Annotated in this window: 10 protein-coding genes; 3 read left to right on the forward strand and 7 right to left on the reverse strand. The window is 69.0% G+C overall.

What is annotated here, in order from left to right; genetic code table 11:
* The first annotated feature begins 152 nt into the window (after positions 1–152).
* From ACKTSN_RS23580 to ACKTSN_RS23590, 3 genes are all read left to right on the forward strand, one after another.
* Positions 153–1,226, forward strand: coding sequence for a ParA family protein (locus ACKTSN_RS23580; RefSeq protein WP_385510668.1), 1,074 nt, complete (start codon positions 153–155; stop codon positions 1,224–1,226).
* On the forward strand, positions 1,223–2,323 hold the full coding sequence (locus ACKTSN_RS23585) for a ParB/RepB/Spo0J family partition protein (protein ID WP_409470937.1): 1,101 nt from the start codon (positions 1,223–1,225) through the stop codon (positions 2,321–2,323). Before ACKTSN_RS23580 ends, ACKTSN_RS23585 begins: the two co-directional genes overlap by 4 nt.
* Before the next feature lie 325 nt (positions 2,324–2,648).
* Positions 2,649–3,266 carry a GNAT family N-acetyltransferase gene (locus ACKTSN_RS23590; RefSeq protein WP_409470938.1) on the forward strand — a complete coding sequence of 206 codons (618 nt, stop codon included), beginning with the start codon at positions 2,649–2,651 and terminating at the stop codon, positions 3,264–3,266.
* Between the two features lie 93 nt (positions 3,267–3,359).
* Here the strand turns inward: ACKTSN_RS23590 and trxA are convergent, their stop codons facing one another.
* The 7 genes from trxA to ACKTSN_RS23625 form a co-directional block, all read right to left on the reverse strand.
* The gene (gene trxA / locus ACKTSN_RS23595; protein ID WP_003991504.1) at positions 3,360–3,692 is read right to left on the reverse strand and encodes a thioredoxin; all 333 of its coding nucleotides are present in this window, start codon (positions 3,690–3,692) and stop codon (positions 3,360–3,362) included.
* 42 nt (positions 3,693–3,734) lie between these two features.
* Complete coding sequence (gene trxB / locus ACKTSN_RS23600) at positions 3,735–4,703, reverse strand: thioredoxin-disulfide reductase (RefSeq protein ID WP_224737503.1); 969 nt, start codon at positions 4,701–4,703, stop codon at positions 3,735–3,737.
* A 181-nt stretch (positions 4,704–4,884) separates the two neighbouring features.
* A complete protein-coding gene (locus tag ACKTSN_RS23605; RefSeq protein WP_409470939.1) occupies positions 4,885–5,814 on the reverse strand; it encodes an anti-sigma factor family protein in 930 nt (309 codons plus the stop codon).
* Positions 5,811–6,536 carry an RNA polymerase sigma factor SigM gene (gene sigM / locus ACKTSN_RS23610; RefSeq protein ID WP_409470940.1) on the reverse strand — a complete coding sequence of 242 codons (726 nt, stop codon included), beginning with the start codon at positions 6,534–6,536 and terminating at the stop codon, positions 5,811–5,813. The genes ACKTSN_RS23605 and sigM overlap by 4 nt, the downstream gene beginning before the upstream one ends.
* Positions 6,537–6,562: 26 nt before the next feature.
* A complete protein-coding gene (locus tag ACKTSN_RS23615) occupies positions 6,563–8,287 on the reverse strand; it encodes a protein kinase family protein (RefSeq protein WP_409470941.1) in 1,725 nt (574 codons plus the stop codon).
* A 139-nt stretch (positions 8,288–8,426) separates the two neighbouring features.
* Positions 8,427–10,760 (reverse strand): murein biosynthesis integral membrane protein MurJ, encoded by a 2,334-nt coding sequence (gene murJ, locus ACKTSN_RS23620; protein WP_409470942.1) that lies wholly within the window; start codon positions 10,758–10,760, stop codon positions 8,427–8,429.
* A gap of 43 nt (positions 10,761–10,803) precedes the next feature.
* Positions 10,804–13,194: a DUF6049 family protein gene (locus tag ACKTSN_RS23625; RefSeq protein WP_409470943.1), complete on the reverse strand. Its 2,391-nt coding sequence runs from the start codon at positions 13,192–13,194 to the stop codon at positions 10,804–10,806.
* Positions 13,195–13,346: the final 152 nt, after the last annotated feature.

Genomic DNA, 13,346 nt, shown 5'->3' on the forward strand with positions numbered 1-13,346 from the left:
AACCTCGTGACCGCAAGCCTCTCGGTTCCCTGGGCGGGGAGGCTCCTCCCGATTCGGATGACACTCCGCCCCCCTCCAGGGGCACGGAGTTGTCCACAGAGGTGGATTTCTCCACAGAACGACAGGCCTCACTGGTTCGCGACCCCGAAGACATGGGAGGCTCTGTTCATTGCGAGCCTGAAGTCGAGGAGAGTGAATCCTTGCGGTCCGACGCCAACATCGCGGGACCGATGACCGATCCGGTCCCCGGTCCCCGTACCGAGTCGCCGGGGGAGGATGTTTCACGTGAAACACCGCCCCCGATGGACGACACTCCCATCGGTCGTGCTGCCCAACTGGCGGTCGAGGCTCTGGGCCGGGCCGGTGAGGGTCTGCCGCGACCCGAACAGACCCGTGTCATCGTCGTCGCCAACCAGAAGGGTGGGGTGGGCAAGACGACGACGACCGTCAACCTGGCCGCTTCGCTGGCTCTGCACGGTGGCCGTGTCCTGGTGATCGACCTCGACCCGCAGGGCAATGCGTCCACTGCTCTGGGGATCGACCATCACGCCGAAGTTCCTTCCATCTACGACGTGTTGATCGAGAGCAAGCCGCTCTCGGAGGTCGTTCAGCCGGTCCCCGATGTCGAGGGTCTCTTCTGTGCGCCCGCCACGATCGATCTCGCCGGTGCGGAGATCGAGCTGGTGTCCCTGGTGGCGCGGGAGAGCCGTCTCCAGCGAGCGATCCAGTCCTACGAGCAGCCACTGGACTACATCCTTATCGACTGCCCGCCGTCGCTCGGTCTGCTCACGGTCAACGCGCTGGTGGCCGGCCAGGAGGTCCTCATCCCGATCCAGTGCGAGTACTACGCGCTGGAGGGGCTGGGTCAGCTGCTGCGCAACGTCGACCTGGTGCGGGGACACCTCAACCCTTCGCTGCATGTATCGACGATCCTGCTCACCATGTACGACGGTCGGACGCGGCTTGCGTCACAGGTCGCGGACGAGGTGCGCAACCACTTCGGCGACGAGGTGCTGCGGACGAGCATTCCCCGCTCGGTCCGTATCTCCGAGGCGCCGAGCTACGGGCAGACGGTACTGACTTATGATCCAGGATCGAGCGGTGCCCTCTCCTATCTTGAGGCGGCACGAGAAATCGCGCTGAAGGGTGTCGGCGTCAGCTATGACGGGACGCACGCCCATATCGGCGCTCAGAGCGACCAGAGCATGGTGGAGGGGATCCAGTGAGCGAGCGACGGAGAGGGCTGGGACGTGGTCTCGGCGCGCTGATCCCTGCGGCCCCGACCGAGAGGACGCCGGCGCAGACTGCGGTGGGAGGCGCTGCTTCCACGTCCCCCACGGCGGTGCCGGTGCTGAACAATGAGCGCGGGGTGGCCGCGGCGAAGGTGGCCACGCTGCCGCCTGTTTCACGTGAAACCGAGGAGCCGTCGGTGAGCGGCGCCGTGGAGACGCCTGCACCTCCCATGGGCGCCCACTTCGCTGAGATCCCCCTCGACTTCATCACGCCGAACCCGCGGCAGCCGCGTGAGGTCTTCGACGAGGATGCGCTGCACGAGCTCGTCACCTCCATCAAGGAGGTCGGACTTCTCCAGCCGGTCGTCGTACGGCAGCTGGGCATCGACCGCTACGAGCTCATCATGGGTGAGCGGCGTTGGCGGGCCTGCCGTGAGGCGGGACTTGAGGCAATCCCGGCGATCGTGCGGGCCACGGAGGACGAGAAGCTCCTCCTGGACGCCCTGCTGGAGAATCTGCATCGGGCCCAGCTGAACCCCCTCGAAGAGGCGGCCGCCTATGACCAGTTGCTGAAGGACTTCAACTGCACGCATGACCAGTTGGCGGACCGCATCGGTCGGTCCCGCCCGCAGGTCTCCAACACGCTGCGTCTGCTGAAGCTGTCGCCGGCGGTCCAGCGCCGGGTGGCCGCCGGAGTGCTCTCCGCTGGACATGCGCGGGCCCTTCTCTCGGTCGAGGACTCGGAGGAGCAGGACCGGCTGGCGCACCGGATCGTGGCCGAGGGGCTCTCGGTGCGTGCCGTCGAGGAGATCGTGACCCTGATGGGATCGCGGCCCAAGGCGGCTCAGCGCTCCAAGGGCCCCCGGGCCGGGACCCGGGTCTCTCCGGCACTGACCGACCTCGCCACTCGTCTTTCGGACCGCTTCGAGACGCGGGTGAAGGTCGACCTGGGGCAGAAGAAGGGCAAGATCACCGTGGAGTTCGCCTCCATGGAGGACCTCGAGCGGATCCTCAGCTCGCTCGCGCCCGGTGAGGGGCCAGTCCTGCAGAAGAGCCTTCTGGAGGACGACTCCGAGGAGACAGAGGACTGAGCCTCGGGTGGCGGGGTGCTTCCGCCCAGCAGTGCCATCAGTGCGGGCCGTGTCCGGTGTGTGCCGGAACGCGGCCCGCGCTTTGCTTTTTGGCGGTATCGATGGAATCGCATCGTGGATACGATGCGTTCGGATATGGCGCATCCACTTGGGAGTAGGCTCTAAGGGGAGGCGGGGTCATGCGACCGATGAGCCGGACCGGACTGGTGAGTGTGGGACTGGGACTGGGCGCGGTCGGCGGGTTCGTCGGCAGCCTGCTCAGGGAACGGAGCGCACTGACGGCCGCCCGCGATGCGGCGGGCGAAGGAAGCGAGGAACAGCTTTCATGGGGCGTCGGCTCGTACCGCTCACGCTGGACAACCTTCCGGACCTTCCCAAGCGCTGTCGCACGTGCGTCTTCTGGGAGTTGGATCCAGTCAGCGGTGAGGCCGCGGTAAAGGCGGGCACGTCCGCGCTGGAGAAGGAGGCCTGGATCTCCGCTGTGCTGTTGGACTGGGGATCCTGCGGGCGGGTCGTCTATGTCGATGAGGTACCGGTGGGCTTTGTGCTCTACGCGCCTCCGGCCTATGCTCCCCGTTCCACGGCGTTCCCCACGAGCCCCGTCTCGCCCGACGCCGTGCAGTTGATGACCGGGTTCATCGTGCCGGGTTACCAGGGGCAGGGGCTGGGCCGAGTGATGGTCCAGACAGTCGCCAAGGATCTTCTGCGGCGCGGCTTCAAAGCGATCGAGGCGTTCGGGGACGCACAGTGGAAGGAACCCGCCTGTGTGCTGCCCGCTGATCATCTGCTCGCGGTCGGTTTCAAGACCGTCCGCTCCCATCCCACGTATCCGCGGATGAGGCTGGAGCTGCGCACGACGCTCTCCTGGAAGGAAGACGTGGAGCTGGCCCTGGACCGGCTGCTGGGGGCGGTGCAGAAGGAGCCAGTCCTGAGGCCGCTCTAGAACGCCGCGCATCAAACGAATGGGCCAGCCCTCTCGGGCTGGCCCATTCGTGTTTCACGTGAAACATGGTGCCGTCTGCTCGACGGCACAGCGTCACTCAGCGATGAAGTCCTCGAGGTCGCGGACGATCGCGGCCTTCGGCTTGGCACCGACGATCGTTTTGGCGACCTCGCCGCCCTGGTAGACGTTCAGGGTCGGGATCGACATGACACCGTACTTGGCGGCCGTACCCGGGTTCTCGTCGATGTTCAGCTTGACGACCTCGATCTTGTCACCGTACTCGGCGGCGATCGCCTCGAGGGACGGCGCGATCTGGCGGCACGGACCGCACCAGGCGGCCCAGAAGTCCACCAGTACGGGCTTGTCGCTCTTGAGGACGTCCTGCTCGAAGGAGTCGTCGGTCACATTCTTCAGGGTGCCGGCCACGGCGGGCTCCTAACTGGTTGGTGCGTGGGGCGGATTGAGGGTTCAGACAGAGGTCTTCTCGGGCTCGGCCTTCTTCGCGTCCGCGAGGGCGGCGAGGAAGCGTTCGGCGTCGAGGGCGGCGGAGCAGCCGGTGCCAGCCGCCGTGATCGCCTGTCGGTAGGTATGGTCGACCACGTCACCGGAGCCGAAGACACCCGTCAGGTTGGTGCGGGTGGAGGGCGCGTCGACCTTCAGGTAGCCCTCCTCGTCCAGGTCCAGCTGGCCCTTGAACAGCTCGGTGCGCGGGTCATGGCCGATCGCGATGAACAGGCCGGTCACCGCGAGGTCCGACAGCTCGCCGGTCTTGACGTTGCGCAGCTTCAGGCTGGAGAGCTTCTGATCGCCCTGGATCTCGGCGACCTCGCTGTCCCAGACGAACGAGATCTTCGGGTCGGCGAAGGCGCGCTCCTGCATCGCCTTGGAGGCGCGCAGGGTGTCCCGGCGGTGGACGACCGTGACGGACTTGGCGAAGCGCGAGAGGAAGGTGGCCTCCTCCATTGCGGTGTCGCCGCCGCCGATCACGGCGATGTCCTGGTCCTTGAAGAAGAAGCCGTCGCAGGTGGCGCACCAGGAGACACCGCGGCCGGAGAGCGCGTCCTCGTTGGGCAGGCCGAGCTTGCGGTGCTGGGAGCCGGTGGCGACGATGACGGCCTTCGCGCGGTGTACCGTGCCCGCGGTGTCGGTGACGGTCTTGATCTCACCGGTCAGGTCTACGGAGACGATGTCGTCCGGAACGAGCTCGGCGCCGAACCGCTCGGCCTGGGCGCGCATGTTGTCCATGAGCTCGGGGCCCATGATGCCGTCCTGGAAGCCCGGGAAGTTCTCCACATCGGTGGTGTTCATCAGCGCACCACCTGCGGTGACGGCACCCTCGAAGACCAGTGGCTTCAGCGACGCGCGCGCGGTGTAGAGCGCCGCCGTGTAGCCGGCGGGCCCGGAGCCGATGATGATCACGTTACGGACGTCGCTCACGGCTTGGTTCCTCGTCTCTGGACTGCGTCGTTAGACCGGGGGGAGCCCCTTTCAGAACTCTCACCCCACCCAACGGATCCTAAGGGGCGCGCATTCCCGCTGTGCCCGGGCACACGGAGTGCTCCCTCGAGGAGATACCCGCGGGAGCAGAGGCCGGGCGACAGGAGGAGACGGTGTGTCCTCAGGGGCGAGTGTAGGACTGCTCCAGCAGAACCTTGGCCGTAGCGGACGACGACTGATCCACACAGGTCGCGTCGACGACGTAGGCCGTGACCCGCGCGGGGTTCGAGGCGTCGGGCAGGACCACGAGCAGGGCGCTCGTGCCCTGATAGGTTCCGGGCTCGGTCGCCAGGGCGGCATCGCTGCGTCCGATGCCCTGCTGGACGCACTCGGGGACCCGGACCGTGGGCTGCTGAAGGACGCGGTTCCGGTCGGTGCTGGGGGTGGACTCCACACCGAAGTCGTCGGGAGTGCGGGAGCCGTTCCCGGAGCTCTGGCCCTTGGCGAGGAGATCCACGACCTGCTGCTCCAGCTTCCCCTCGGAGAAGGTGTCCGTGGAGGCGGACTGCTGCTCGTGGGCCGTGGTGCCCGGCTCTGACCCGGTCAGCGAGGACACGAGGACGGAACCGAGCCCCAGAGCGGCGGCAGAGAAGACCGCACCCAGGACAGCCACCCTGCGGCGCCCGCCCCGCCTGCGGTTCTTACGCCCGGGACCGGTGGTGGAGGTGCCTGCGTGGCCAGAGGGACGAACCGTGGCTGCCGATGTTTCACGTGAAACACGCGTGCCGTCGTCCGTGTCGGAGGTCGCGCGGGCCGCGTCGACGGGTGCTGAGGCGCTCATCGCGTCGGGTGCGGTGGCGTTGAGGAGAGCCTCAGCGGCGAGAGCAGCGTCGATCCGTTCGGCGACGTCGGCGGGCATACGCGGCGGACCCGGCAGTGTGCCGAGCAGCCCCCGGATCTCTTCCAGCGACGCGAAGACATCAGCGCAGAGTTCGCACTCGTCCAGATGCCGTCGTACGTCTGCGGTCCGGTTCGGGGGGAGCAGGCCTTCGGCGAGGTCGGAGATCTCCGTGACGTCCGGGTGCCCGGCCGTGTCCGTCGTGGATGTCACGCTCGCCCACCTCCGCCCTTCACAGCAGCTGAATCGCTTGGCCCTGCACTCCGTGGTCCCGCACCGTGCGGTCCCGCTGCCGGTGGGACGGATGTCCCCTGCGCCCGGTTCCGTCCCGCGGCCGGCTCTTCGCCGCGACCGGCGTTTTCCGGACGTAGATGGGTGAGCAGCGGGAGGAGTCTGGCTCTGCCGCGTGCGCAGCGGCTCTTCACCGTCCCGGTCGGGACGTCGAGCATGCGGGCGGCCTCGGCGACCGGGTAGCCCTGCATGTCCACGAGGACGAGGGCGGCGCGCTGGTCGGGCGGGAGCGTGCCGAGTGCTTCGAGGAGCTGGCGATGCAGGTCGTTTCGCTCGGCGGGGGCCGACGCCGACTCGTGCGGCTCCAGCAACTGCTCCAGCCGCTCGGTGTCGTCCACCGGCGAGGTCTTGCGGGAGGCCGCCTTGCGGGCGCGGTCGAGGCAGGCGTTCACCGTGATCCGGTGCAGCCAGGTTGTGACGGCCGACTGGCCGCGGAAGGTGTGGGCGGCCCGGTAGGCGGAGACAAGGGCGTCCTGGACCGCATCAGCGGCCTCCTCGCGGTCCCCCAGCGTCCGCAGCGCAACCGCCCAGAGCCGGTCGCGGTGCCGCCGCACGAGCTCACCGAAGGCGTCGGGGTCGCCTTCCACATGGCGGGCGAGCAGATCCCGATCGCTCACCGCGTCGTACCCGGCGCCTTCCGCCATCGGCCCCCTCCCCCTTCGGTGAGACGTCAGCCCGTGAACTTCACTTCGGTGATGGCCTGCTTGTAGCCCGGGTTGCTGTAGTTGGCCGGATCGTCACCGGAGTACGGCAGCGCCGTCAGCCACACCAGGACGTACCGGCTCTTGACCCGCTTGTCGACCGTCACCTTCGCGGAGGTGCTGCTCGTTGTCGTGGTACCGAGATTCGTCATGGAACTCAGCGGCGTGGAGGAACTCAGGGAGTCGGTGGCGTACAGCCCGACCGTTGTGTGGTCGCCGCCGTACCGCAGCGAGAACGTAGCGGCGGATACTTCCTTGGTGGAGCCGAGGTCGTAGACGATGCCGACGCCGGGCTTTATCACCATCTTCGGTCCATCCAGGTAGCTGCTGGTCCGCCAGCCCGTGGACGTGTCGCCGTCGTAGGTCTTGTCCACGTCGGCGGGATGCTGGGAGCCGCCCTTGGCCACGTACTCCTCAGCACCCTGGATGGCGATCGGCTTCGGTGTCTCAGGCTTCTTGTCCTTGTCGTTGCCCTCGGGGTTCTGCGGCTGGTTCGTGTCGTCGGACGAGGTGCCGCCCCGCTCCATGAGGGCGTCTGCGAGCTGCCAGCTACCCAGCCCGAGCGCGGCGATCAGCAGGGCCGACACCGCCCACTTCAGTGCCTTGCCGGTGCGGCTCTGAAGCGGGGGCGGTGGGGTGGGTACCGGCCGCGTGGCGCTCGGGTGGGACGTCTGGCGGCCGTACGTGCCCTGCTGGTACGTCGTGCGCTGATACTCCGGCGGTGCGGTGAACGCGGGCTCCGGCGGACGGATGCGGGGCATCTCGCCGATCGCCTTCACCAGCTCCTCCGGCGTCGTGCAGGGGGACTCGTGCCGGGAGGCGGTCGCGCCGTCGTTGGCGAGCGCGCGCATGGCGAGCTCCGACAGGCCACGGTGGACGCCGGCGCGCACCTGGTCGGGGGCGATGAGACCGACGTCCTTGGGCAGCCCGGCCAGTCCGTAGGCGTCGTCCTCGTACGGCCAGCGCTGGGTGAGCGACGCGTAGAGCAGGGCGCCGATGGCTTCCGTGTCGGTGCGCTGCGGGGTATCGGAACTGATGCCGCGCAGCGCGGCGTTCACGGCGAGACCGCGGATGCGCCACTGCCCGGAGGAGGTGCGCAGCACGGCGTTGGGGTTCAGCCGTAGGTGGGCCAGACCCTCACGGTGGGCGGCGGCCATGGCGGCGGAGACCTGGCTGACCATCTGGTAGGCGTCGTGCGGCTCCAGGGGACCGGAGGAGAGGAGCGTGGCGAGCTCCGTGGCGTCCGGCAGCCATTCGTGCACGACGTACACGAGGTCGTTCTCCTCGACGGCGTCGAGGACCTGCACGAAGCGGGGGTCGCCGAGCAGCGCGGAGGAACGGGCTGCGGCCAGGACGGAGCGGGCCCGGGAGTGGTCCGCGGGCAGCACGTGCACGCCGACGGCGCGGCGGAGTTTCTCGTCGACCGCACGCCAACTGCTGAAACCGTCCAGACGGGTGACGCAGTCCTCGAGGCGGTAGCGTCTGGCGAGCTTGTGGCCGCTGTGCAGCTCGGGCGGCGAGGCTTTCGTTCCCGGATCCTCGGCCCCGCTACTCCCCTGTGCCTCGTCGCGCTCCGTGTCCCGCTCCCGGTTGTTGGCCACCCCGTCGGCCGTGGACTGGTCCGCCTTGGCGGTCAGCGGCTCATCGCCGCTGTTGTCTGCCACGTCGACGGCAGCCGTGCTCCGTTCCGCCACCGTCGTTCCTGCCTCCCCATTCGTTGCGCGCCGGCCGACTCCGTTGCGCGCCGTCCGACGCCGAAACCAATTGTGCCCACAGTCCGCCGCTATGCACGACACACGGTGGCGGACGATGGTTGTGCGCGTACCCCCCGATTCAGCGACCCAGACGCCCGCGGACCATGCCGACGAGCGAGTTCAGCTCCGCGATCCGCATGCGGCGGGCGGCGACGTAGAAGATGCCCAGCAGGATGGCACCGCCGGCCAGCAGCGCGGCGAAGGAACCGGCGACGCCCTGGCCGAGGGCCTGCGTGATGCCGTAGCAGGCGGCACCGCTCAACAGCGCCGCGGGGACCGAGGCGATGCTCAGCCGCGCGTACGTGCGCAGCACGCGGGTGCCATCGAGGTCACCGCCCAGCCGCTTGCGCAGTCGGCGCCAGGCGACTCCGACGCCGATCGCGTAGGCGAGGCCGTAGGAGGCGGCCATGCCTACGACGGCCCAGCGGGACGGGATCAGGAAGAAGCACAGGGCCGAGGCGCCGGCGTTGACCGCGGCCACGATCACTGTGTTGTAGAAGGGCGTGCGGGTGTCTTCGTACGCGTAGAACGCGCGCAGGACGACGTACTGCACGGAGTACGGGATCAGGCCGAGGCCGAAGGCCATCAGCATGTAGCCCATGTTGGTGGCCGAGTTGGTGCCGGAGGATCCGAAAATCAGCGTGCACATCGGGACGCCGAGAGCGAGGAAGCCGAAGGCGATGGGCACGATCGCGACGGCCGTGGTGCGCAGCCCCTGGGAGATGTCGTCGCGGATGGCGCCCGTGTCGTCCTCGGCGGCCGAGCGGGAGATGCGCGGCAGCAGGGCCGCCATCAGGGAGACGGTGATGATGGCCTGCGGGAGACCCCAGATCAGCTGGGCATTGGCGTAGGCACTGAAGCCGGTGCCGGGGATCCCGGTGTCGGAGACCGCGGCGGTGGCAAGCTGGGTGACGACGAGCGCGCCCGCCTGGTTGGCGAGTACGAACAGGATCGTCCACTTGGCGAGCATCGCGGCCTTGCCGAGGCCGTGGCCCTTCCAGTCGAAGCGCAGGCGGAGCCTGAACCCGGTCTCGCGCAGATACGGGATCATCGCGAGGGCCTGGACGACAAGGCCGAGGAGGATGCCAATACCGAGGAGCCGCTCGCCCTCCGGGGGGATGTTCTGGACCGTCATCCCAGAGTCGGCCGCGCTGCCGTAGACCCAGAGGAACAAGCCGAGCGTCACGATGATGACGATGTTGTTCAGGACCGGAGTCCACATCATCGCGCCGAACCGGCCGCGGGCGTTGAGGATCTGACCCATCACCACGTGGATGCCCATGAAGAAGATCGAAGGCAGGAAGTAACGGGTGAAGGTGACGGCGGTCTCATTGGCCGCGGGATCCGTTGCGAGGGGGTTCGACAGGGCGCGGACCAGGAGCGGGGCGCCGAACATGGCGAGCACGGTGAGGCCACCGAGGATCACCATGACCAGGGTGAGCAGCCGGTTGGCGTAGGCCTCGCCGCCGTCGTCGTCCTCCTTCATGGCGCGCACGAGCTGGGGTACGAAGACCGAGTTGAGGCCGCCGCCGACGGTCAGGATGTAGATCATTGTCGGCAACTGGTACGCGACCTGGAACGACTCGCCCAGCAGTCCGAGTCCCAGCGCAGAAACGATCATTGCCGACCGGGCGAACCCCGTGAGACGGGACACCATCGTGCCCGCCGCCATGACGGCGCTGGACTTCAGCAGGCCTCCAGCACGTCCACTCTTCTTCGCTGCTGCGGGCGTCTCGTCCGCGGGCGGGGACGTGGGTGCCTGGTACTGATCGGCCGATTTTTCGTACTGCCCGGCAGGTGCCTGGTACTGCTCCGGAGACGTCTGGGTACCGCCGTACGGCCCTGCTGCTGCGTAGGGCCCGCTGTACTGTCCCGCCGGCCCCTGGTCCGTGCGGGGCGCGGCGCTCGGACCCGGCACACCGGGGTGCTGCATCGACGGATGGGCACCGCCCTGCTGCTGGTCCCGGAAAAGATGCGCGAAGGCGTCCGGCTCGTGGCGCTCGCCGCCGACCTGGGTGACCAGGTCGTCGACGCCGACGTACTGGGTCGTGCGGGGATCGTCGCCGTACGGCAGGTACTGGGTGGGGCCCTCCGGCTCGGGCGGCGGGGTCTGGGCCCACACGCGGGGGTCGGGGGCGTACGGCGACTGGGGCGGCTGGGCGTACAGCTGCTGCGGCGACTGGTACGTGCCGGGGGGCGGCGGGGGGTGTGCGGCGCGGTCGTAGAGCGCCTCGACGACCGGGTCCTGGGCCGAGAGGTCCCGGTCCCGGTAGGGGTCCTGGTCGTAGGCGTCCTGGAGGTACATGTCCGCGGGGTGCTGCGGCGGCGCCTGGCCGTGCTCGGGCGGCGGGCCCTCGGGGTGGCCCGAGCTGCCCGCGGCCTGGCCGCGGTCACCGTCGTACGGCGCGTTCATGGTTACCCCACCTCATCGTCCCGGGCCCACCGGCCACGACATGTCAACGGTCCACTCTCTCACCCGTCCCGGACGGGTCGGCGCTTTCCGCTGAGGTGTCCGGTGTCGGGTCACTCGGCTGCTCCGGGGCGCCTGCCCCGGGCCGGGTGCCCGACTCCTCCTTGAGACGGTGTTCGGGGCTTTCGGGGTTCTGCGGACCGTCGTCGGGCTCGTCCGCGGTCTCGGGGGCGTCCCCGTCGGCCTCGTGGGCGGCCGCGCGCTTGCGCTGGGTGTACATCCGGAAGCCGGCCAGGACGAGCAGCAGGACACCGCCGCCGATGACCAGCATCACCGTGGCCGTGATCTCGGTGACCTTCACGTCGAAGCGGACGGGTGCCCCGTACGGATGGCCGTCCTCCGTGAACAGCTGGGCGTAGACGGTCACCCGGCCGTTGGCGTTGGCGGACGTGGTGAACTTCACGGACTGGCTGTGGCCGCCGGAGACGGCGACGGGCTGCTCGTCATAGGCCTTGCCGTCGATCTCGAGGCGGGTCGGACTGGTCGAGGTCAGCCGCAGGACCAGGTTGTCGACGCCCTGGACCAGGTTGTTCTGCACGGTCACCGGGATCATGGCACTGCGGCCGGAGAGTTTGGTCTCCGACTTGTCGATCAGCGTGACCCCTTCGGACAGGTCGTCGAGATACGACTCCACGCCATCGCGGTAACCCCGGGCCTCGGTGGCCAGGCCGCGCCACGACGTGGACATCTCGCGGTTTATGGCCCGCCCGAAGGGGGTCACCACCCGGGACTGCTGGGTGAGGATCACCTTGAAGCTGTCGAGCTTGTCCTGCGTCTGCGCGATCTGTTCGAAGGCCGAGCGGGGCAGTTCCTGCTTGCGCAGCGAGGACGGGTAGTCGGAGGGCGACGGCACGTTCGTGGTGGCGCCGGGGTCCGGCTTGGCCTTGGCGGCCGCGGTGAGCTCCTGGGCCTCCGTCCAGGTGCCGGCCTGCAGGGCCGTGACCGCTTCGGCCGTGGCCCGGGCCTGGCTGGCGGTCGGCATGCGCTGCGGGGCGATGACGATGCTGCGCTGCTGATTCGTCTGGAGGTTGAGGGCGAGGCTCTGGGCGAGGAACTTCTGTACGGCCAGTGTGTTGGCGGACGCCTTGGTCAGGTCGCCCTGGAAAGCTGTCGACAGCCGCGCGTCCGCGACCACCGCCGTCGTGCCGCCGCCGATGGGACGGGCCGCGGAGGGCGTGTACGGCAGGCCGTCGGTCTCCTCCAGGCTGTCGCTGCGGGCGATCACCTTGTCGGCGCCGGCGGAGGTGGCGACCTTGACGATCGACGGGTCCACGGCGCCGTCGACGGGCCAGGCGAAGTCGGTGTTCGGCTTCACGTGGAGAATCGGCTCCACCGTGTTGGCGACGACGTCCGTGGCCTCCTTGAGGCGGCTCAGCGAGCCGGTGACGTTCGTGCCGTTGTGGGCGAGGGAGGCCAGGTCCGGGTCGGCGTAGGGCAGGGCGACGACCTCCTTGTCGGCCACCGCCTTCTGCAGATCGGCCAGCCACTGTTTGGCGGCCGCCTGGTGCGTGCCCGCCGCGGTGGCGTCGCCCTCGCCCTGTACGCGGTAGCCGCGGGCCATCGCGTCGACGGAGGCCAGGAGGTCCGGGTCGATCACCCAGGTGACGTCGAGATCCCTGCCCAGCGACACGAGCTGCTCCAGACGGCCGCCCGGGGAGATCTCCCTGGCCAGGTCGTCGTCGCGGAAGACCCGCGTCTGCTGTTCGTTCGAACCCGTCTCCGCCGTCATGTGGGGGGTGGACACCAGCGGCCACAGGACCGTGGTCCTCGTCCTTGTGTCCGCTTCGTCGGGCTGCCACGGCAGGAACGTCCGCTCGATGCCCAGCACCTGCTCCCAGGGCTGCGCGGCCGTCTCGCCGGACAGCGAGACGCCGAGCTGGTAGACACCGCTTCCGCCCAGGTCCAGGTCGTCGACCGGTACGGAAATGCTGAAGCGCTCGCCGACGCCTGGAGTCAGCTTGGCGAACTCCTGCGTGAACGAGCCGCCGATCGCCGTGCCGTCGGCGCCTGGTACGTACCCGGTGCGCTTGGCAGCGGTGTCGATCGCCGATCGGGTGGTCAGCTCGGGGCCCACACGCAGATCCACATGGGCGTCGGTGACCGCCTGCTTGCCGTTGTTGGTCACGGTGCCGGAGACGGTCAGCGTGTCGCCCTCAGTGGGTGAGCTGGGGCTGAGCGAATCGAGGGCGACGGTCACTGTGCGGGAGCCGGAGGCAGCCCGCGCGGAGGTCTGTCCGGCGGCGTCCGCGGCAGGGGCGGCGGGGAGCTGGAGCAGGCCCGCCAGCAGGGGCGCACTGGCCAGCAGCGCCGCGGTGCGCCTCATCCACCGGCGGGCAGGTGAGGGACTCATCCCCTGGAAGTCTGCCGCCTCGGCCACGCGCTGGTCCGTCCCTCGTCGTCGTCAGTGGTCGTCGGAATGTGCGTCCACGCATGGTAACGATGCGCGCTGAGGGGAAGTGCCGCGGACTGCTCACAGGATCGGGGAAGGCGGGGCGGCGTCCCGTATGTGCGCGTATAAATGCGCGTATC

The organism is Streptomyces flavusporus (assembly GCF_046267975.1).
GTDB classification, from domain to species: Bacteria; Actinomycetota; Actinomycetes; order Streptomycetales; family Streptomycetaceae; genus Streptomyces; species Streptomyces flavusporus.

Coding starts and splice junctions, on each gene's coding strand:
- ACKTSN_RS23580 (WP_385510668.1), top strand. CDS start 153: ATGGGAGGCTCTGTTCATTGCGAGCCTGAAGTCGAGGAGAGTGAATCC.
- sigM (WP_409470940.1), bottom strand. CDS start 6,536: ATGGCGGAAGGCGCCGGGTACGACGCGGTGAGCGATCGGGATCTGCTC.
- murJ (WP_409470942.1), bottom strand. CDS start 10,760: ATGAACGCGCCGTACGACGGTGACCGCGGCCAGGCCGCGGGCAGCTCG.
- ACKTSN_RS23590 (WP_409470938.1), top strand. CDS start 2,649: ATGGGGCGTCGGCTCGTACCGCTCACGCTGGACAACCTTCCGGACCTT.